Origin of the sequence: Pseudoalteromonas sp. CH_XMU1449-3, from assembly GCF_037027245.1 — a bacterium.
GTDB classification, from domain to species: domain Bacteria; phylum Pseudomonadota; class Gammaproteobacteria; order Enterobacterales; family Alteromonadaceae; genus Pseudoalteromonas; species Pseudoalteromonas shioyasakiensis.
Genome location: NZ_JAYMDY010000011.1, coordinates 95,102 through 116,502 on the forward strand (window position 1 = coordinate 95,102; position 21,401 = coordinate 116,502).

Annotated in this window: 16 protein-coding genes and 1 pseudogene; 11 read left to right on the top strand and 6 right to left on the bottom strand. The window is 41.4% G+C overall.

Translation table 11 applies throughout. From position 1 onward, the window contains the following. Nucleotides 1–49 precede the first annotated feature (49 nt). The 3 genes and pseudogenes from WA256_RS14475 to WA256_RS14485 all read left to right on the top strand — a co-directional run. Nucleotides 50–307 (top strand): annotated as a pseudogene (locus WA256_RS14475) (PhoH family protein); the annotation flags it as partial. Nucleotides 308–369: 62 nt separating this feature from the next. Then, the gene (locus tag WA256_RS14480; RefSeq protein WP_335992480.1) at nt 370–3,798 is read left to right on the top strand and encodes a response regulator; all 3,429 of its coding nucleotides are present in this window, start codon (nt 370–372) and stop codon (nt 3,796–3,798) included. Next, a complete protein-coding gene (locus WA256_RS14485) occupies nt 3,767–4,690 on the top strand; it encodes a diguanylate cyclase (protein WP_063527271.1) in 924 nt (307 codons plus the stop codon). The genes WA256_RS14480 and WA256_RS14485 overlap by 32 nt, the downstream gene beginning before the upstream one ends. Before the next feature lie 32 nt (nt 4,691–4,722). Here WA256_RS14485 and WA256_RS14490 read toward each other — a convergent pair whose 3' ends face one another. Both WA256_RS14490 and WA256_RS14495 read right to left on the bottom strand, forming a co-directional pair. Next, entirely contained in the window at nt 4,723–5,103 is a 381-nt protein-coding gene (locus tag WA256_RS14490; RefSeq protein ID WP_054562759.1) for a DUF3192 domain-containing protein, read from the bottom strand. A 163-nt stretch (nt 5,104–5,266) separates the two neighbouring features. Next, entirely contained in the window at nt 5,267–6,211 is a 945-nt protein-coding gene (locus WA256_RS14495) for a D-2-hydroxyacid dehydrogenase (protein WP_335992482.1), read from the bottom strand. A 94-nt stretch (nt 6,212–6,305) separates the two neighbouring features. On the opposite strand from WA256_RS14495, the gene zntR reads away from it, so the two are divergent. From zntR to WA256_RS14515, 4 genes are all read left to right on the top strand, one after another. Then, on the top strand, nt 6,306–6,719 hold the full coding sequence (gene zntR, locus WA256_RS14500; RefSeq protein ID WP_082401639.1) for a Zn(2+)-responsive transcriptional regulator: 414 nt from the start codon (nt 6,306–6,308) through the stop codon (nt 6,717–6,719). Beyond that, the gene (locus WA256_RS14505; protein WP_335992484.1) at nt 6,703–7,983 is read left to right on the top strand and encodes an SO_0444 family Cu/Zn efflux transporter; all 1,281 of its coding nucleotides are present in this window, start codon (nt 6,703–6,705) and stop codon (nt 7,981–7,983) included. Before zntR ends, WA256_RS14505 begins: the two co-directional genes overlap by 17 nt. A gap of 155 nt (nt 7,984–8,138) precedes the next feature. Further along, nucleotides 8,139–9,269 (top strand): 1-acyl-sn-glycerol-3-phosphate acyltransferase, encoded by a 1,131-nt coding sequence (locus WA256_RS14510; RefSeq protein ID WP_054562756.1) that lies wholly within the window; start codon nt 8,139–8,141, stop codon nt 9,267–9,269. Between the two features lie 99 nt (nt 9,270–9,368). Further along, nucleotides 9,369–9,614 (top strand): DUF1289 domain-containing protein, encoded by a 246-nt coding sequence (locus WA256_RS14515; RefSeq protein ID WP_055021180.1) that lies wholly within the window; start codon nt 9,369–9,371, stop codon nt 9,612–9,614. On the opposite strand, the gene WA256_RS14520 is transcribed toward WA256_RS14515, so the two are convergent. Beyond that, the gene (locus WA256_RS14520) at nt 9,611–10,312 is read right to left on the bottom strand and encodes a transporter substrate-binding domain-containing protein (RefSeq protein WP_244269405.1); all 702 of its coding nucleotides are present in this window, start codon (nt 10,310–10,312) and stop codon (nt 9,611–9,613) included. The genes WA256_RS14515 and WA256_RS14520 overlap by 4 nt on opposite strands. 153 nt (nt 10,313–10,465) lie before the next feature. Here WA256_RS14520 and WA256_RS14525 point away from each other — a divergent pair, with 153 nt between their 5' ends. The 3 genes from WA256_RS14525 to WA256_RS14535 are packed head-to-tail and all read left to right on the top strand — an operon-like array spanning nt 10,466 to nt 15,615. After that, nucleotides 10,466–10,666: a DUF3283 family protein gene (locus tag WA256_RS14525; protein ID WP_036966037.1), complete on the top strand. Its 201-nt coding sequence runs from the start codon at nt 10,466–10,468 to the stop codon at nt 10,664–10,666. A gap of 2 nt (nt 10,667–10,668) precedes the next feature. Then, nucleotides 10,669–11,094: a GNAT family N-acetyltransferase gene (locus WA256_RS14530; RefSeq protein ID WP_063527268.1), complete on the top strand. Its 426-nt coding sequence runs from the start codon at nt 10,669–10,671 to the stop codon at nt 11,092–11,094. A gap of 15 nt (nt 11,095–11,109) precedes the next feature. Next, nucleotides 11,110–15,615 (top strand): EAL domain-containing protein, encoded by a 4,506-nt coding sequence (locus tag WA256_RS14535; protein ID WP_335992491.1) that lies wholly within the window; start codon nt 11,110–11,112, stop codon nt 15,613–15,615. A gap of 22 nt (nt 15,616–15,637) precedes the next feature. Here the strand turns inward: WA256_RS14535 and WA256_RS14540 are convergent, their stop codons facing one another. Both WA256_RS14540 and WA256_RS14545 read right to left on the bottom strand, forming a co-directional pair. Further along, nucleotides 15,638–16,591, bottom strand: a complete 954-nt coding sequence (locus WA256_RS14540; protein ID WP_062566139.1) for an ion transporter — start codon at nt 16,589–16,591, stop codon at nt 15,638–15,640. 9 nt (nt 16,592–16,600) lie between these two features. Further along, a complete protein-coding gene (locus tag WA256_RS14545) occupies nt 16,601–19,270 on the bottom strand; it encodes a bifunctional acetate--CoA ligase family protein/GNAT family N-acetyltransferase (protein WP_274167466.1) in 2,670 nt (889 codons plus the stop codon). A 169-nt stretch (nt 19,271–19,439) separates the two neighbouring features. On the opposite strand from WA256_RS14545, the gene WA256_RS14550 reads away from it, so the two are divergent. Beyond that, on the top strand, nt 19,440–20,156 hold the full coding sequence (locus WA256_RS14550; RefSeq protein ID WP_335992493.1) for an SIMPL domain-containing protein: 717 nt from the start codon (nt 19,440–19,442) through the stop codon (nt 20,154–20,156). Here WA256_RS14550 and WA256_RS14555 read toward each other — a convergent pair. Continuing rightward, nucleotides 20,145–21,401 (bottom strand): lipopolysaccharide biosynthesis protein, encoded by a 1,257-nt coding sequence (locus WA256_RS14555; protein ID WP_335992494.1) that lies wholly within the window; start codon nt 21,399–21,401, stop codon nt 20,145–20,147. The genes WA256_RS14550 and WA256_RS14555 overlap by 12 nt on opposite strands.

The window sequence follows — 21,401 nt, forward strand, 5'->3', positions numbered from 1 at the left end:
GTAAAAACTTTTTTGTTCAAGTTTATTAAGGGTATGATAGTATTATATCAATTCGGGGGTGATTTTGGATGAAAGTCAAAACTTAACCGCTTCACAGCTGAAAACCATTATTACTCGCTGCGGTGAAGGCACTAAACTCATTTGCTCAGGTAATCTAGCGCAAATTGATAGTAACTACCTCACGCCAGTTACCTCAGGCTTAACCTATATTGTTGAACGTTTTAAAGATTTTCAGGGCAGTGCTACCGTTAATTTAAACGGTGTGGTACGTAGCCGCTTAGCCAGCTTTGCTAAAGAAAATTTATAACTTGCCAGTATTCCTATGCCTCGTTAACCTAGCTGTTATCGAGGTAAGGTACTTATAAGCCAGTGAATTTTTTACCGTTAAAGCATTACTATCGCTCTTTAGCAGTGGCACTTATTGTGCCGCTGCTAGTGGCGTTTTTTTTGTGTTTACATCTATATAATTTAAAACTTGAACGGGCGATAGAAAGCAGGCAAAACGGTTTTAATAATATTTCAGCTCAGCTTAGCCATGCTATGCGTGCCGCAGATGGCCTTATAGACACCATGTTCAAGCTCTATGAGCAGCCACTGTCATATGATTTTGATCCTAGTTGGGCACGCAATGTAAATCAATACGATCACTATTACTATCAAAGTGTTGGCGATGGAGTTGGGGAGATAGTCGGGCAAGGAAAGTTTGCCTCAACCGCTTATGCAATTAATCAATGGCGACGAGTTATTGCCCTCGGCCCGTCTTTTAATACCACGCTGTCGCTAATTCAATCTTTAGAGGCGGTTGCTTATGTTAACGAGCAAGGCTTTGTTTATATTAAGCGCCGTAGCACAGCAAAAAGTGAATTTCTGACCAGTGTGTTAGATAACAAATTTCGACCTTTATCAATAAATAGCAACAAGCTTGCTTCAAGTTCTGTATTGACGATTAATGGTCATGCTTACTTTGCTATTGGCAAGCAACGTGCTGCCAATAGTCGTGATTACATCGTGTTGATTTATGACCTTAAAGCAATTTCTAACTGGTTAAAAAAAATAGCGCCTAACTATGGTGAGTATATTTTTATCAACCAAGATAACCAAGTGATTGCCAGCTCAAAAACAGCACTTAATACTGCCATAAGCGCCAGCGAACATTGGCCGAATGTCGCGATAGATATGAGTAAGAATAACCACAGTCATTTAGTGCAAGAAGCAACAAACTTACCTATTTACACTCGTTTCTATGAATCAAAGCAAGCCCTGAGTGAACCTGTAGGCTACGACATCTTTTTAGAATTCGCATTTTTGAGTGTGTTTTTAGTGATGATGTTCAGCGCTGTTTTTTGGTTAAGTCAGCGTATTTTTGTAAAACCAATGACGCACTTAATGAATTATCTTGAGCAGCATGATGAAGGCAAACAAGCATTAGTTCATTATCGTATTCCAGTTGATTGGCAGCCTTGGTTCAGCCGTGTGAAAAAGGTGTTTAGCCGTAATGAAGAGCTCGTTCAGTCGTTACAAGAGGCAAATAAAGCGCTTGATTCGCAAGTGCAGGTAAAATCAAAACAATTACGCCGTAGTATTGATGCGAAAGAGCGTCACTTAGCGCTATTAAATACCATGCTCAATAACGTACCGGATCTAATTTATTTTAAGAATATTGATGGTTCGTTTTTAGGCTGTAATAAGGCGTATGAGCGCTATATCGGCTTGCCACAAGAGAAGTTAGTTGGGCAGCAATTATGTGATATTAGCGATGATAATGGCGAGTTAAACGAGCTTGAAAAGCAAGTACTCAAAGACCGCCAAGCTTATCAAAAAAGATTGACCACAGAAGATAACAGTTATCTGTTTAGCATTGTGCCATTTTACAACGAACATCAGCAGTTTCTTGGCACCATGGCGATTGGTCGTGATATTACCGAGCAGCATAATGCGCTCAATGCATTACAAAGCTCCGAAGCAAAATTACGAAGCGCCATGGAATATGCCGCTAATGGGGTGCTACTGGTATCACTTGACGATCAGGTGCTGCAAGCAAATAAAGCGGCACGCAAAATCTTTGCAATTGAAAACGCCAATGACCTCCTACTAATAGACTTATTTGCTGAGACGTCTTATCAGACATTAAAAAATACCCTGACAGAGCTGTTGCATGAGAAGAAAAAAGTTTATCACTTTAGTCTTGAGCAGCAAGATCTACAGCGCTGGCTACAAATTAGTGTGTCATTAGTTTGGAATGCTGAGCAAACACCTGATTACTATGTTGTTCATGTACAGGATGTGACGGATTTAGTAAAAGCAAAAGATGATGCTGAGCGGGCTACATTAGCTAAGAGCCGCTTCATTGCAAACCTTAGTCATGAAATACGCACACCACTCAATGCTGTACTAGGCTTAATTGACGTGATTGCATTGCAAGGTTTAACACAGCCGCAGCGTAATCATGCCGAACAAGCAAAATCAGCAGCCAATAGCTTGCTTACTTTATTGAATCGTATGCTCGATTTTGCCCGCGCTGAAAGCTCGCAAGTACAACTTAATAAAGCCCCTTTTAGTGTGCCTGATTTAATCGACTACTGTCAGGGAATAACAGCCCCTTTATGCGCAAATAAAGATATCGAGTTTAAAGTCGAATGCGATAAAAGCATTAGCGATAACTTAGTGGGTGATCAAATTTGCTTGCAGCAAGTACTGGCTAATTTACTGACAAACGCTGCCAAATTCACCGAGCAAGGCACAGTGACATTAAACTTAATGCTGGTAGAAGAGTCAGCTGAGCAGCAACTCATTTGCTTTACTGTTAAAGACACCGGTATTGGTATTAGCAAGGCAGATCAAAGCCGCTTATTTGATGCATTTACTCAAGGTGATGAATCATTAACGCGCTCTCATCAGGGGGTTGGCTTAGGCTTAGCGATTGTTAAGTACGAAGTTGCGCTAATGGGAGGCGAAATTAAGCTGGAAAGCGAAAAAGGTAAAGGCAGTGAATTTTGCTTTTGCTTACAGCTAGATAAAGCCGCGGAGCCTGTGAAAAAAGAGCTGGTTTCATTGCCTTCTAGTACTGATTTATCTGGCATGTTAGTGCTGGCTGTGGATGATAACCCGCTTAATTTAAGCATTATTAAGAGCATTTTAGAGCAAATTGATGTCACCGTTGTGTGTGCACATAGTGGTGAAAAAGGCATTGAACTGGCAAATAGCTTAAGGCCCGATCTCATTTTTATGGATATTCAGATGCCAGAAATGGATGGTTGTCAGGCCACGCGTATTATTCGTCAGTCATTCACCAAAGAACAAATGCCGATTTACGCACTCACTGCACACAGTGAAAGCGAAGATATTGAGCATTCAATCGCGGCGGGTATGAATAAGCATTTAACTAAACCGATTGTTGCTAGTAAGTTGTTTTTAGCAATGAGTGAACTTGATAACACAAAAGAAGTCTTTTTTGATCAAGCTTTTATACTGTCTCAGTTTGCAAACAATACTAAGTTAGTATTAACTATGTTGTCGAAGTTTGCGACTATGGCAGCAGAGCAGTTATTACAAATCTCTACATTAAAAACTACCGATGAGTTGGTCCGTGTGGTTCATAATGTAAAAGGGTCAGCCGGAAATCTCGGTTTTAAGCGATTGTCAGCGTGCGCTCAGCAATGTGAAGCTAGGCTTAAAGCAGATGGCGAACTGCCCGTACAATTAAATGATGAGTTGCAGTGGCAAATAAAACAGGTCATCGCATTTATCATCGAACAAGGATCTACTGATGTTGAAAAGAGCCAAGGTACTGATTGTTGATGACGATCCGTTAAACCGCTTGGTATTAGAGAAAACATTGCAGCAAGACTATGATGTTTTTTGTGTTGAGAGTGGCGAAAAAGCACTGACGTTTTTAAAAACGCAGATTGTTGATTTGTTGATCTTGGATATTGTGATGCCAGGCATTGACGGCTATGAAGTGCTTACTAAGTTAAAAGAAAGCGCAACTACCAGTATGCTGCCTGTAATATTTATTTCTGCCAATACCAGTCACGATGATGAAGCGAAGGGCCTTGAATTAGGCGCGATGGACTACATCACTAAACCATTTAGTGCTGCTATCGTGCGTGCTCGAGTGCGTAATCAGCTGCTGATCAAACAAAAAAATGACTTACTCGAAATGCTCGCCTCAATTGATGGCCTAACCGAGATCCCAAACCGACGTTATTTAGATGAAAATTTAGCGCGAGAGTGGCGTCGTTGCCGTCGAGATCAAACCCCGTTATCTGTGTTATTGATGGATGTTGATCACTTCAAGCGTTACAACGATTGCTATGGTCACCGAGCAGGTGATGATTGCTTAAAACAAATTGCTCATGCCTTAGTTGGATCTTGTGAACGAGGCAGTGATTTTGTTGCTCGTTATGGTGGTGAAGAGTTTGCTGCGGTGTTACCCAATACTTCAGCTAAAGAGGCTATATCGTTTGCAAATAAACTTCGCAATGCTGTGAATGATTTAAACATCCCACACAAAGCGTCGCTAAATGCCGACCATGTCACAATTAGTATTGGTATTGCGACCACAGAAAATGGTCAGGTTTATGCAGAACAAACTTTGCTTGAAGAAGCTGATTTAGGTCTTTATCAGGCTAAAGATGCCGGACGAGATCAGATAGTATCGAGAATGATCGCAGTAAATGAACATGAGTAGGCAAAGCCTACTCACCCGTTTCAAACTATTTATTAACCATTGCTAAGTGATTTATAAATCGTATCACCCACGCCAATTAACTTATCATTTTTAAATACGAGTGGCGTACACTCATCTTTAGTCATCTTGCCATCAGAGTGAATGCTATGCGTTGCATAGAATAATACTTGATAAACATCATCGCCTTGCTTTAATAGCTCGGTAAAGTTAGGTGTATTTAGTTTATTTAATACAGTTTGGTAGCTCGTATCTAATGCAAGATTAGAAATCACTTCACGGTTATTTTTATGCTGTTTTTGCCAGCTAGAAGAGTTACCAGCCCAATGTGTGTCGGCTTCACCGTCAGAAACAGCAATGACACAACCAGTTAAAAATGGAGCAGTTAGCGCGGCAATAAGAAGTGCTTTTTTCATGTTATTTTATCCCGAAGAAATTGTTTTATAGTTATTCACTTAATAGCAAACTGCTTGCCAAACTTACAAATCACAAATGAATCAATTGGTTAGGTTATTTTTAGTCAATGGGCTAAGTAATAAATTACTAACTACTTAGCTCTATTGACTAATAAATTGCGATTTAGACCAACCTGTTACGTGTTTCGCCTTGATTAAATGCTTGGATATTTAACGCAATTTCGTTAACTAAGCGCACAATAGATTCTTGGCTCGCCCATGCAATGTGTGGGGTAAGTAATAAGTTTGCACCTTTGTATAGTGCCAGCGGGTTTTCTTGCTCTGCGGGTTCTTTACTGAGTACATCAACACCAGCTCCGGCTATGACATTATTAGCTAATGCGTCAGCTAAATCGGCTTCATTGATGATCCCACCACGAGCAGTATTAATGATGATAGCTGACGGTTTCATCATGCTTAATTCTGCCGCAGCGATTTGGTTGCGTGTTTCATCAGTTAGCGGGCAGTGAACAGTAATAATATCGGCCGTGGTTAGGGCATCATTGAAACTAACACGACCTTCACGAGGCGTTTGGCCTTTTCGTTCACTAATGATGACATCGGCACCAAAGGCGCGTGCTACATCGGCAACGGCTTTACCCAGTGAGCCATAACCAACAATAGCCAGTGTTTTGCCGGCAATTTCATTAAAGCTGTAATCTAAACGGCAAAACATCGGGCTTTGCTGCCATAAGCCTTGCTGGCAATCATTAATGTATCTGTGAGTATTGCCCAGTAAATTAGCGATAAGAGTAAAGGTATGCTGCACCACACTCGGTGTTGAATAGCCCGCTACATTTGTCACTGCGATGTTATGCTCTTTGGCTGCTACCAAATCAATATTGTTAGTCCCTGTCGCTGCAACGCATATTAATTTTAAATTAGTTAATTTGCTCATGGCGTGCTGATCAATCACCACTTTATTACTGATAACGATATCGGCATCTTCGCAGCGCTCAACAACCTGTTCTTGAGCGGTTAAATCGTAACAGGTTAACTTACCTAATTGCGCTAAGGCATCTAACGAAGTGTTGGCTAATGTCGCTGCATCAAGGACAGTAATATTCATGTGCTTTCCTTTTTTAATTTATTGCTTGACCTTGGGGTGTACTCCAAGGTTTATAGTGAGCATAATAAATAAACGCTTCACAATGGAGACGGTGATGAAAATAGGTGAGTTTGCCCGTCAGTTGGGTGTCTCAACAGATACGCTACGGTACTACGAAAAGCATGGTTTGTTAACGCCTAGTTCGCGTTCAGACGTGGGATATCGTTTTTATTCTGAGAATGACTATAAACAAATGGCGTTTATTCTCAGAGCAAAGAATGTTGGCTTTAGTCTGGCTGAGATCAAAGAACTACTGCAAATTAAGTTTCATAAAGATCAGCATTCTTGCCATGAAGTTAAAGAGATGACGATACAAAAACGTGATCTCGTTGCACAGCGAATTGCAGAGCTTACTCGCTTTTATGACTCACTATCATTATTAGCAGATAAATGTTGTGGCGGAGAAGAGCCTGCTGAAAACTGTTCAATACTAACGACGCTGGAGGATATCGATGGACTTACTCAATAATTTTTGGCATCTGTTTTTACTTTCAGCGCCTTGGTTAATGTTGGGCTTATTCATAGCTGGTCTTCTCAATGTGTATTTGCCTGCTAACTTTCTTAACCGGCATTTAGGCAAAGAAGGGTTATGGACCACAGTTAAAGCAGCCTTTATTGGTGCCCCAATGCCCTTGTGCTCATGTGGTGTGATCCCTGCGGCCATTGGTTTAAGAAGGGCAGGGGCGTCAAAAAGTGCTACCACAGCATTTTTAGTTTCAACCCCTGAAACTGGGGTCGATTCGGTTTCGGTTTCGTATGTGTTACTAGGTCCATTTATGGCGGTAATACGTCCTATTGCCGCCGTGTGTAGTGCCATTGTGGCCGGTGTATTAGTGGGGAAAGACAGTGAACTTCATCAGCATCAAAATACAGCATCAGATGAAAAAGACTCAGAATCAACATCTTGTTGTAGCAGTAAACAGCCTGAGCCTGTGACTACAGCGAGTTGTTGTAGCAAAGAGGCATCTACTAAGCCCGCACAAAGTTGTTGTAGTAAGCAATCACCTCAAGAACTTGAGCCTGCTAAAACAACAAGTTGTTGTAGTAGCAAAGAATCGCAACCAACACAGGAGCCGCAACACAGTTGCGCAACTGAAAAAGCAGCACCTTCGCAGAAAAGCTGTTGTAGCACTGAGCAGTCAACTAAAGCCGTTGAAAGTCGTTTTAGCAAACTGAAACGCGCGGTGAGCTTTAGTTGTAACAAGCTGCTTGAAGACACTATGATTTGGCTAATGATTGGTTTATTTTTTGCGGCTCTAGTTCAAACTTATGTACCAGAATCTTATTTAAGCCAATGGGGTAATGGCATTCTTGCGATGCTGGTGGTTATTTTAATCAGTATTCCTATGTATATCTGTGCCACAGCATCGACACCTATAGCGGCAGGCTTATTACTCAGTGGTGTGTCTCCGGGGGCGGTGCTAGTGTTTATGTTAGCTGGGCCGGCAACTAATATTGCAACGCTTGGTGTGGTTGGTAAAGAGCTTGGCAAGCGTGCGGTATTTGCTTACTTAATAGGGGTGATTGGCACTGCATTAGCATTTGGCTTTTTAACCGATTATTTAGTGGCGCAATACGGTTTTCTGGTGGCGCCGATGATGGGCGAAGAGCATGAAGTTCTACCACATTGGTTAAGCCTTGGGGCAGGTATTGTGTTGGCAATTTTAATGCTTAGATTACTGCTAAAAATGGTATTAAAAAAGGCGTCGCAAACTGGTAAGAGCATTGCTTAATTATTTGTTATAGATATATATTTTCTACATTAATTGGCATTTAATTTGGTTAACTATCGCGTCTCGGTTCGCATTTAAAATTGCCTGAGTTATAATCCGCCAATTATTTTTAACGGCACGCTCTGCGTGCCGTTTTTTAACTTAAGTAGTTTTTAATGAGTGAAAGTGTGGATAAATACGCCGACATAAGACCTTACAATGATGATGAAGTAGCTGATTCAGTAGCGCGTTTGATTGCTGATAATGCCTTTGTAGATGTAATCGCTAAGTATAACCTACCGCGCTTTTTATCGAACTTCCCATTTATTACTCGCCCATTAGTGCGCAGTCAGCTGCGTAAAAAGTGGGGCAACACCGCATCGGTTGAGCAAGTTCAGCATGAAGTGGCTGATTATTTAAATAAACTAATCACCCGTACGACTTCAGAAGTAACGTTTTCGGGCATCGATAAACTAGACCCAAAACAAGCTTACTTATTTATCTCTAATCACCGCGATATCGTGCTTGATCCTGCACTCGTTAACTGGGGCTTGTTCAAGCACAACATGCCGACAGTTCGCATCGCAATTGGTGATAACTTACTGCAAATTCCGTATATCACTGAGTTAATGCGTTTAAACAAAAGCTTTATTGTAAAGCGCTCAGCGAAAGCTCCGAAAGAGATGTTAAAAGCGCTGTCGCAGCTGTCAGCTTATATCTATGACTCACTTGCTGAAGGCCACTCAATTTGGATAGCGCAAAAAGAAGGCCGAGCAAAAGACGGTTTTGATCAAACAGATCCTGCCTTACTTAAAATGTTGCAGTTACAAGGTCGTAAGCAGAAAAAAGAATTTGCTGAGTACGTACGCGAATTAAAAATTGTGCCAGTGTCTATCTCTTATCAATACGAGCCATGCGCGATTGCTAAAGCGAAAGAGCTTTATCATAAACAGCAACATGGTCAGTATGTGAAACAGCAAGGTGAAGATATTGCTAGTATTGTTGAAGGTTTTAGTACAGCTAAAGGGCATGTACATTTAGCGTTTGGCGAACCAATTGAATCGGGCTGCGAATCACCTGAAGAGCTGGCAAAAACCATTGATCAGCAAATTGTTGATTCGTTTTTCTTACACCCTGGTAACTACATAGCGGGTGGTTGTACGCAAGCTGTGATTGACGAAAAAGATGCTGCTGCATTTAACGAGCGACTAGCAAAAGTGCCAGAGGAGCTAAAACCTTTGGTATTAGCTATGTATGCTAAACCTTTTCATCGTAAAGCAGAACTTGCCACAAGCGAATCTGAGTAAGCGAATCAGATAGTTTAAGAAGCCACTTTTTAAAGTGGCTTTTTTTATGGTTAATTTTCAGGCTATACTTTTAATATTCTTTATTAACCGGCATTTGTGATGCAACAGATTGAAATATTTGAAATTCCAAGCCCTTGCAAAGGAATATGCCAAGTTAATAACCGAGGCTATTGTAAAGGTTGCTACCGAAGTCGCGATGAGCGCTTTTATTGGAATAAGTTTACCAATGCAGAAAAACGTAAAGTCATTAGCTTATGCCAACAGCGCTATAAACGTTTCCTTCAGAAAAAACAGCAGGCAGAGCAGCAACAAACAAATCCTGAGCAAGGCGGTTTTGATTTTTAAAATTTACTGAGGTTGTATTTCGATTTTAAAAATTGCACCGTGCCGTTTTCATCAAGCTTTTTAAGTACTTTAGTCAGTTGCGGAATTATCGCTTTATGCCGTTTATGCACAAAGTGAAAGCTCTGCATCGGCATTAGAATCTGTTTATGAAAGGCCGTTTGGTCAAACCCCGGATGCTTAGTCGACAGTAAAAAGTCTAGTAATATTGTCCCTTCAACACGTTTTTGCGTGAGTAAATTAAGCTGCGCGGTGACATTTCTGACCTTGATCACATCACCATCAAATGGGTGGTTATCGATATAACTCTGGGCTGCCGGGTAGCTTGACTGAATTGCTAACGATTTAAGCTGTTCATATTGACATTGTCGGCAATTTTTCAGTAGCACTAAATTAAAATCAAAAAGTGGGTAGTCCACCTTCAATAAATTAGGATAATCATCTTTAACATCAGCAATACGGCCTAGCTGTCCATCGAGCACACCTTGGTTTGCAGCAACCAGCGCATTTTGATGATTAAAGTCGATTATATGGATCTCATAGCCAATTTCTTTGTATGCCATTCTCATTAAATCAATAACATAGCGAGCTTGAGGTGTATCGGCAGGGCGATTAAAGATCAGTAAATTGGTGCTGGCACTACTTGAGAAGCAAAAAAACAGCAAAAATAAGGCAAATCTGTTACTCAGATACTTCGACAACGTGCGTTCCTTGCGTACATAAATTGCTCGTTAATTTACTGATATGTGTTTCCAAAATCAAGCTTATCCGTGGGCTTTTTTAGCTAATAAAAGGGATTAAAGCCTGTTAATTTTGTTATACTTGCAAAATCAAAAATTTATTGCTGAGAAAGTATGAGTTTCAATTTATGTAAATTGCCACGAGAGCAAAAATATCAAATTCAATTGGATTACGAAGCGTCTTTTTGGGCTTATCAAATAAAGCGTGGTAAGAACACCCGCGAAGGTGTTTACACTGCAATAAATAATCGCCCTATGTCTGAGCAAGCTTTTCTTAAGCAGCAATTTGAGCATTACCTTTCGCTAATGAGCTAACCATGGCTGCGTTTAGATTTTGTTTACTTGAGCCAATTAAAACGCCGTTAGTAAACAAATTTTATGATAAACACAAGGCTCGCGGCCGAGCGACCAAAGCTGACCAAGTATGGGTTGCTTACAAAGAAACAGAAATAATTGCAGCATGCCGAGTTCAAAACCAAGCTGGGCTGTTATTTTTGTCTACCCTTTATGTTGATGAAGTATGGCGGGGTCAAAAAATTGCCTCACAATTACTTGCGGCTGTCACCGCTGCACAAAAAGGGACAGTTTTTACCTTCGTGTACCAAAATCTGATTGATTTTTATCTACAAAATGGGTTTAACTATGCATTAACATTACCCAATTCTTTGCAATCGTTGTTTGAGGTATATGCGCATCGAAACGTAGTTGCGATGCACTTTACGCGTGACACAGTGCCAAGTTAGCAATTTGGAACGTCAATGACTAAGTTCTTCTCCAGTATAGCGTTATTTTTTATTCTGACCTGTGGCTTATTTAGCCATCCCGCTATCTCGCAGGTAAAACGTTTATCAACCAGTGAAGGCTTATCGCAAAGTTATGTAAACACCATGCTTATCGATAACAGTGGCTACTTGTGGTTATCGACTGAAGGTGGCCTCAATCGCTACGATGGTTATCAGGTGGTTCACATAAAAGGCCCTAATGGTGAGCTTGAAGATGCCATCATTGACCGTATTTACCAAGACCCTCAAGGCTATATCTGGATAGCTTCACTACAAGCGGGTTTATTTCGCTATGATCCCACTTCCGATACTTATCAGCAGTTTATTGCGAAACCAACTACTGAAGAGCAAATTTTTATTGAATCGGTGTTTAGCATGGTGGCTGTTGATGACAAAACACTTTGGCTAGGGCGAGGTTGGGATTTTGCCAAATTAGACTTAGAAACGAAAAAAATCACCTCTATTTTTGAAATACCTGAACGCGTAAAAAGTAGTGTTATTCGAGAGCTTTTCGCGTACCAAGGTTATATTTTTATGGGCACTAGTAATGGTGCTTATGTCTATGAGCTGGCATCAGGAAAAGTCCGTAAACTTGAACATCTCCAAAATGAGCCAAGCCATATTTATCAAAATTATGTGAAATCGTTCGCTATTATCAATGAACAAACATTGCTAGTGGGGGCTGTTAGAGGCCTTTATCAGGTTGATATTAGCAATTTAAAAGCAATGTTTGAGACCCCAGATATTGCCTTTAAAAATAAAACGCTCATTAGTGAATTAAATATTTGGAAGATTATACCTGAGGCTAACTCTATTACGCTTGGCACTGATAAAGGGTTATTTGAATATAACCTTGAAACGGGTGAGTTAGCTAAGAATATGCGCCTAAAGGAAAGTGGTTACACACTAGCTGACACCAGCATTATTGATATTGTGAAAGACCGCTCTGGTGGAATGTGGCTGGCAACCAAAAATGATGGTGCATTCTATCAGTCATACGACAATTACAATTTTATCAATGTAACAGCCAACTCATTAACAGGCGATGGGCTATCGCATCATTCAATTTGGAGTATCACTGAGTTTCAAAATCGTCTCTGGCTTGCCACCCATAATGGTTTAACAGCGGTTGATTTAGAAACCTACGAAAGTGAAGTGTTTTTAAAAGATTATCAGGTTGACCTGATTACTACTGAGTTCAGTATTTACCAAATCATGCCCTACAAAGATAAGTTATGGCTGCATACTAATCGCGGTATATTAAGCTTTGATCCGAAAACCGGGCAGGCCACCCCAGTCAAAGCCGCAAACCCCGAGAGCCAGGTTTTAATTAACGATTGGGTGCATGGCATATTGTTGATGCCATCGGGGGATCTTTACTATGTTCACCCTGATTACGGCATGTTTGTTTATAATATCGATAGCCAAAAAGTGACCCGACTAGGCGGTAAGTTTGATGAATTTGAGCCGTTTTTAGCTTATGGGTTTTTACCTGCGTTATCTTCAAAGCCAGATGCGCCATTATTTTATAATGCGGGTATTCTGTATCAAGTTGATCCCGAAACTTACGAGCTCTCGACGATATATAAAGTGCCTGAACAACATGAAAATGTTGCTGTGAATGTGATGTCTTACATCATAGATAACAACAATGTGTTGTGGTTATCGCTTTCAAACTTTGGCCTAATCGGCTTAGACGCCAGCACTTACGAGCATATTTATACCATCGACCTTGAGAAGAATAAGTTAGGTACTTTGTTATACGACATGGTGCTTGATGAAGCAGGTATGATCTGGATGAGTAGCCACAAAGGACTTTGGCGACTGAACCCTGATAATTTACATTTTCAGCAATTTACTGGCTCAGAAGGGTTATTCTCGACTGAGTTTAATAGTGGTGCATTTACTAAGCTTGAGTCAGGGCAAATTGTCTATGGTACGCTAAAAGGCTTTACCTATTTTTACCCTATGGATAACCACTATCAGCAAGCTTTAATTGATCACGTAAATATTACCAACCTTGATTTGATGTCTCGTGATTTACCCGCTGAGCTAAAACAGCCAATCGACAGTGTTATCCTTGAGCATGATGATATAGGCCTCGAAGTTGCCTTTTCGGCGATGGCATTTAACTATCAAGAACGTATCATTTATGAATACCAGCTAGGTGATGGTCAAAAAACTTATACCCGTAATAACAACCGGGTGCTCTTCCCAAAACTCAGTGCAGGAAAATACCACCTTAAGGTATGGGCAAAAGATCCATTAACCGGAGAGTTAACGCCGCCGGCAATTTTAAATATCGAAGTGAAATACCCACCTTGGCGTGCGCCACACTTTATTGTTTTATATGTGATTTTGGTTGCACTGTTTGTTGCTGCTTGGGTATTTAGACGTAACCGTATGCAACAAATATTGTTAGCCGCCCATAAAGAAAGTAAAGAGAGTGAAGCACGATTGAAGCTTGCTCTTGAAGGCAGCCATTCTGGAGTGTGGGATTGGTCATCGCAAAGCCCGATTATTTATCAGCCGCGTCTTAAAAATGAGTTAGGTTATGAAACTGACAGCGTTAATTTAGATGATTATTTAGCAAAGATTCACCCTCATGATAAACAAACTTTCAGGTTAGAGTGGTTAGAGTTTTTATCTACACAAAAAGGCTATTTCAATTGCACTTACAGACTACGTCATGCTGATGGTAATTGGCGCTGGTATAAAGACTTTGGCAAAGTGGTTGAGTGGCAAGACAGCGCTCCTGAAAAAGTAGCGGGCACCTACACAAATATGACCCGTGAACTGGTATTTGAAGAAAATGCCCGCTTGTTTGGTGCAGCATTTGAACAAACTCGCGACTGGGTGTTTATCTTAGATAAAAATCTGCGTATTCGCGCTACCAATAAGTCATTCCAAGATGCCTTTGGTTTTCCAGCAGAGCCTCGCTCTAGTCGCTCGCTCACACTTGGTATGCCTATCTCTACCCGTATTCATTACTTACGCATTATGCAAAAGCTTGAGTCGGGTGAGCACTTTTCAGCAGAAGATGTGGTTGAAGTTGCTGGCGGTGAAAAGCGCCAAGTATTAATAAAAATAAGTGCGGTTGCAGGCAATAATCGCCAACTTGATAGCTATGTGATTATAGTTACTGATATTAGCGCGCAAAAGTTGGCTGAAAACGAGCTGCATCTACTGGCCAACTACGATGCTTTGACGGGACTGCCAAATAAAACCTTGTTCAACGACCGAGTCGTTCACGCTATTGAACAAGCTGATTATCATCAAACAAAAGTGGCGTTATTAAACGTTAATATTAAGCGCTTTAAGCACTTTAATGATTCGCTTGGGCGTGAAGAGTCTGATGAATTAATTAAGCGAGTTGCTAAGCGTTTAAAGCAGGTGTTGCGCCCACAAGATAGCGTGGCACGTTTCGATGGTGACGAGTTTGTTATCCTTGCCGAAGATTTTAAACAGCTTGATGAGTTACTGCTGTTATGTGCAAAAGTGATGGATTGTGTCGATACTCATATTGAACTGAGCCAGCAAGCTGTAAAGGTGAACCTGAGTGTTGGTGTTGCTGTTTACCCTGATGATGCAAAGGACACCAAAGCTTTATTGAAAGCCTCCAATGTCGCACTGTACCACGCGAAAAGTCATGTTGAAGGCTGTTATCAGTTCTATAAGCAAGAAATGAATTTACAAGTGCAGCGTACTTTGCACCTTGAATCACAGTTAAGTAAAGCTTACCAAGAACATGAGTTTTGTAATTTTTATCAGCCAATTGTGAGCGCTGAGACTCGCCAAGTGGCGGGGCTTGAAGTGTTGTTACGTTGGCCGAGTAATGATGAATATAAACCAGAAGACTTTGCAAATGCTGCAGAAAGCTCCGGGCTAATTACCAAAATTATGCTACAGACTCTATCAAGAGCATTGATTGAGCTGCGCCAATGGCGTACCACGCATTCTGATTTATATATTTCGATTAATCTCTCAGCTCTTGATTTTGAAAGCGAAAATCTGGTTGAGAAAATACATCAATCAATAAGCGCAATTAAGGTTCCTGCGAGCGCATTAGTGTTTGAGATCACCGAATCAGTGATGATGCATGATTCAGATAAAGCGCAGCAAAGTATGGAAAAACTCAAAGCGCTAGGCTGTCGTATTTATATGGATGACTTTGGAACGGGTTATGCCTCACTGACCTACTTGAAACGTTTTCCGGTTGATGTGCTGAAAATAGACAAAAGCTTTGTTAATGACATTGGGGTCGATAAAGGTGATGAAGCGATTATCAACTCAACGCTTACCTTAGCAAAAAGTTTGGGTAAAGAGTGTGTAGCAGAAGGAGTTGAAAACCGCACTCAATTGCAGTTCTTACGCTCTTTAGGTTGTGAGTATTTCCAAGGTTACCTGTTTAGCAAACCTGTAGCGGGTGATGAAGTGAAAGCGCTTTTAGATACCCAATGGGATGATGAGTTTTCAGGGTAAAGCTAAAGCTTTACCCTTTTCGTTAATCTTGGCGTTTACCACAGTGGCGGCAATACAGATTGCGATTGCGGTTTTTAAGCTCGTTATGAATCGCTTTATTCGCCTCTTGCTGACTTAAACCCAGTTTATACCGTAAGTTTTCTAAGTGCTCTTCTTCAACAGGTGATAAGTGCCCATCTTCAACGGCTTCGTGGACTGCATCGGTAAACACTTGTCTGCGTTTACGTAACTGCTCAGAAAAGCTTGAGGCCAACAAACCGGTTGGAATAGCCACCATACCCATACTAACTAGTGTAATAGCACCACCAAATAAGCGACCAAGGGGAGTCACAGGCACGACATCGCCATAACCAACAGTTGTTAATGTCACCATTGCCCACCACATTGCAGCAGGGATAGAGCCAAATTTATCTGGCTGTACATCGTGTTCAATTAAGTAAATACCGCATGAAGCAATGATCAGCACTACGGCCATAATAAAAAATGCCGCAAGTAGTGAACTGCTTTCTTCTTTGAACGAGTTTAATAATAGCTGCATCGCCCTTGAATAGCGTGTCAGCTTAAAGATACGCATTAACCTAAGCACTCGTAAGAAGCGTAAATCAACACTCACAAAGACCATCAGAATGGTAGGTAAAATCGCGATCAGATCAATCAGCGCCATGGGCGAAAAGAAATACTTAATGCGAATTTTTGAATTTGTTAACGGGCTTTCTTTATGCACGCTTTTATCAACACAGCACCAAAGCCTGAGCACATATTCTAAGGTAAAGATACCGACAGAAATCAGCTCAATCATTAAAAATTCGTGATGATATTGCTTTGCTAAAGGGCCGACTGACTCCAACACAATCGCCACCACATTAATCATGATCAACGACATTAAAAACACGTCGAGAGCGCGTCCTATACGTCGATATTTACCGTTACCTTCAAAAACTCGTGCAGTGTAATTTCTTAAACGATGCAAAATAATGATCCAGTTTTAGTTAAGTTTTAGCACCATATTAATGCTGCCTTCTTCAAAGTCGCGGGTGATCTTAAACCCGAGTTTTCGTGCCAGTTCAATCATGCCAGTGTTTTCTGGCAAGGTAATACCAGCAATTTGTTTTACGCCTTGGTTTTTACAATGCTCAATTGCCGCATTCATTAATATTGTGCCAAGCCCTAAACCTTGGCAATCAGAGCGCACCACAATTGCAAACTCAGCATCGAGTTTGTCTGGATCCATCAATACACGAGACACCCCTAATGTACAGGCTGAACCATTTTGCTCTTGGCTGACAATAAACGCCATTTCTCGGTCATAATCAATTTGCGTCATTTTCGCGAGCTGATCATGGTTAAATTGCGGTAATTCACCGAAGAAGCGTTTATATCTGTCTTCTTTACTCAATGATTGATCAAACTCTAAGTGAGCTTGCTCATCTTCCGGTTTAATTGGTCTTAGCTGTGCTTGGGTATTGTTTTTAAGGGTTACTTCTTTAACCAATTCAATTGGGTAGGGGCGAATGCACAAGCGTTTACGGTTCGCTTTTGCTTTATAACGGCTAAGGCCGATAGTCGCATCAAGGACCAAAAACTGCCCATTGCTGGCTAAAATAGGGTTTAGCTCAACACTGGTAATGTCAGGTTGGTCGATAACAAGCTGCGAGATGCGGGTGAGTAGGGCGCATAAACGGTATTTATCGACCTTTTCTGGTAGTACGCGGTCTTTAAGTACGCCTTTATCGTGCGCCGCAGCAATCAGGTATTTTGCCAAGTTCATATTCAGTGGAGGTAATGCCACTGCAGCTTGAGCGAATTCAAGTCCGGTGCCTGCTTCACCCAGTAAGATCACAGGGCCAAAGTTCGGCTCTGTTTTAATAGCGATTCGTAGCTCATTAGCACCTGCTCGCGGCGCCATCTTTTGCAATGAAAAGCCTTCAATATGGGCGTCAGGGTAGGTGTTTTTGATTCGTAGCAGCATGGCAAAGGCTGTTTGCTCAACTTCTTGTGCATCATTTAAATTAAGGACCACACCACCGACTTCTGATTTAGAAGGAATACTAGGGCTAATTAGCTTTAACGCTACCGGAAAACCCAGCTCAATGGCTTGCTCTTTGGCTTCTGTTGGTGTGTAAGCAACCTCAGTTTGAATACAATCAATACCATAATGAGTGAGAATTTGGCTTGCTTCATGGGTTGATAAATAGCTTTGCTCTTCGGCTAAAAACTCATTCACAACAGTGCGTGCTGCGTCTTTATTTATCTTTGCATCATCGGTGTTTGATTCTGGCGTTTGCGTTAAATGCTTTTGGTTACGGCGATAACTTACCAAGTGCATAAACGCACCAACCGCACCTTCAGGTGTACGGTAGGTCGGAATGGCATTATTAGCGCAGACCTTTCGCGCAGCATACGCGGCATCTTCACCCATAAAGTTCGTCATAACATAAGGGCGAGCCATCTTCGGGATTTTTTCTAAGGTTTCGACAATAATCTCAGCATAGTCTTCACTCGGTGCAAGCGCAGAAGGAGTATGAATGATCAGCAGGTTTTTAACTTCTTTGGCTTGCAGCAAAATTTCTAACGCTTGTTGGTAGCGTCTTGGCGCTGAGTCACCAAAAATATCTACCGGATTCGAGGTCATTTCTGATTGCGGAATAACTTTATTCAGCGCTGCTCTGGTCTCGTCGCTAAGCTCTGCCAGTTTCCCTGAGCTTTGCAAAAGCGTATCAACCGCCATTACACCTGGGCCGCCGCCATTGGTTAAAATAGTCAGCTGTTCGACTTTAAGTAGTTTGGGGTGCATTGCCAGTGTTTGTGTCGCAGCAAAAAGCTCTCGTAAGTCATTTACCCTTAGCATACCCGCTCGCTGGAATAGCGCATCATAGACCGCATCTGAGCTTTGTTTGCCACCAGTGTGTATTTCTGCAGCAAGGGCTCCGGCACTGGTTTTACCGGTTTTAATGGCAATGACGGGTTTACTAAACGCAGCGGCTCGCGCTGCAGAAATAAAGCTACGAATATCTTCTATATTATCGATATACAACAAAATAGCCTTGGTTTTTGCATCGCGGCCTAAAAAGTCGAGTAACTCATCAAAGTCGATATCAAGGCAATCACCCACAGACACAAAATATGAAAAACCAATCTCTTTATTTTTCGCCCAATCAAGAATGGTTGAGCAAACAGCCGCTGATTGCGATACAAAAGCGAGCTTTCCGGGGCTTGCAACTGTATGCGAAAAACTAGCATTTAAGCCAATATGAGGAATAAGTAAGCCCAAACAATTAGGCCCAAGTAAAGAGACATTTGCCTCAGCAGCTGCTTCTTTTAATGCGTACTTTTGGTCGGCGTTTAAGCCCGCCGCAATCACCACTGCATGTTTACAGCCAAGCTCCCCAAGCTCGTTAATGATGTTGATTAAGGTGTTTTTATTAGTACAAATAACCGCAAGGTCAGGTACTTTTGGAAGTGCAGCAATGCTCGGATAGGCTAGTACGCCGTGTACAGCGCTGTGATTTAAACTAACAGGCATGATTGGGCCTTTAAAGCCCCCTTGTAAAAGGTTGCGCATAACCACAAACCCCGCTCGGTTAGGAGAATTTGAGGCGCCAATGACCGCGACTGATTTAGGGTTAAAAAATTGGCTAATACGTTTAACGCTCATGCTGTTTCCTTCGCTTGCGCTGTTTGTTAAAACTTCAGGGTCTGTTAAGTTTAATACACCCAAACTAGAACCGACACGCTTCTAAAGTATTAAAAGTTATACTCATAAGATAACCTGTTTATAACTACTTTTCGAGTCAAAAACAGTGACCTACATCAAGGAGAAAAGCATGAATAAAGCGCAACCATTTAATATCGTTATTGCAGCGTGTGCATTGGCGGTTGGTTTGCTTGGATTAGGTTTTATTTTGAAAAGTGCAGCCCTAGATGTGAAAGGCATGGAGCGCACTGTTCACGTTAAAGGGTTAGCTGAAATGGAAGTGCCAGCCGACACCGTAATTTGGCCGTTACAGTTTTCTGATGCCGATAACAACCTTGAAAATTTAGTAGGTCGGGTTGAAGAGAAAAGCGGTGCAGTCGTCGCCTTTTTAAAGCTACATGGCTTTAGTGATGAAGAAATTAGTCTTGGTAGTCAGTCAATTATTGATAAACAAGCCCGCGAATATGGCGGCGAGAATCAGCAGTTTCGTTATATTGCCCGTAATAATGTTATTGTTTATTCAAATGACATCGAAAAAGTGCAACATGCGTTAGGCGCTGTAAGCCAGTTAGCCAAGCAAGGCATTGCGATAGTACAAGACAATTACGAAACGCGTATTCAATATTTATTTAATGGTTTAAATGAAATTAAGCCAAATATGATTCAAGAAGCAACCGAAAAAGCCCGTGAAGTGGCAATGAAATTTGCCAAAGATTCACAATCTAAATTAGGTAAAATTAAAACAGCGCGTCAGGGGCAGTTTTCAATTTCAGATAGAGATTCAAACACACCTCAGCTGAAAAAAGTGCGTGTTGTTACCAGTGTTGAATATTATCTATCTGACTAAACCCAATACCACAGATAAAGGCAGCCGCATGCGTGTACATACAATCACCATGCGGCAAAGCGCACCGAGCATAAAGCCACCACTAAATGCTACAGCCACCCCCAATAAGCCAAACTGATCTTTTAACAGTACTGCCATTAAAACCGTGACACTGGTTGCGCCAAGTAATACGTACAAGTTAATAAGCGGGTTCCCTTTTAACTTGATCATGCTACTGGCTAAGATTCTTGCTGGTAATAACAGCTGCCCAAGTAACAGCAGCATTAAAATCCAAAACCCTTCCTGCAATTGGCTTTCGCCATAGAGAGTGAGTAGTGGCTTTGCGAGCAGGGCAAGTAGCAAAATAGCGGCAAAGTTAAAACGCCATACCACTTTCATTAATTCGCTAAGTTGCTGCTCGGTCGTCTCATCGGCCATTAAAATGGGTTTTAAATATTGGTTGGCGGCATTGCCTAAAATAGTCAGTAAGCCAGCAATCACTACCGCAGGAAAGAAGATACTCACGCCTTGTGCACCAAACCAGTGATGCACCAGTAATACATCGAGTTTTGCTACCAACACGGTGCCTGCGCCACTGGCGAGCATGATCAAGGAGTCTTTACACCATTGCTTGGTTTGGTAGCGGGCAGTGCTTGCGACGATCATTTCTTTGATTAACCAATATTGATAAATGACTACGCACAAGATGCTACAAAACAACAAGATACAAATCTCGACTAAAGATAAGTCGCCACGTATCAAGTACACGGAAAAGCAAAACCCAGCTGTTAGCAATTCAAAAATACACTGCTGCGTTATCAGGCCAATTTTTGGTTTATTCAAAGCCACTAAAAAAGCCGATTGGCTTTGCATAATGGCGCCAATCGGCACCAGTAATAGTAAATAGACCACATGCTCTTGAGCACTTTGATGCGGTGAAATAGCCTGAAAGCTAATCACCACAGCAGCGACAAAAATCACCCCGAATAAACAAGATGCAGCTAAATAAACATGTTTTAAGCCACGTAGTAAATCATGTTGCTGAGCTTTGTAGAGCGGGTAGCTAATACGCATTAAAGATGATGCAAAACCCATACTCGCGGGTAATAACAGAATTTCACACAGTGCGAGTAACGCCGCGAAAGTACCAAACTCATCAGTACTTAATAACCTTGCAAGGCACAAGGTAAGCACAATACGGCTACCATGGTTAAGGGCGGTAAAACTACTGAGCGATAAAAACGCTTTAACAACATCCTTATTCAT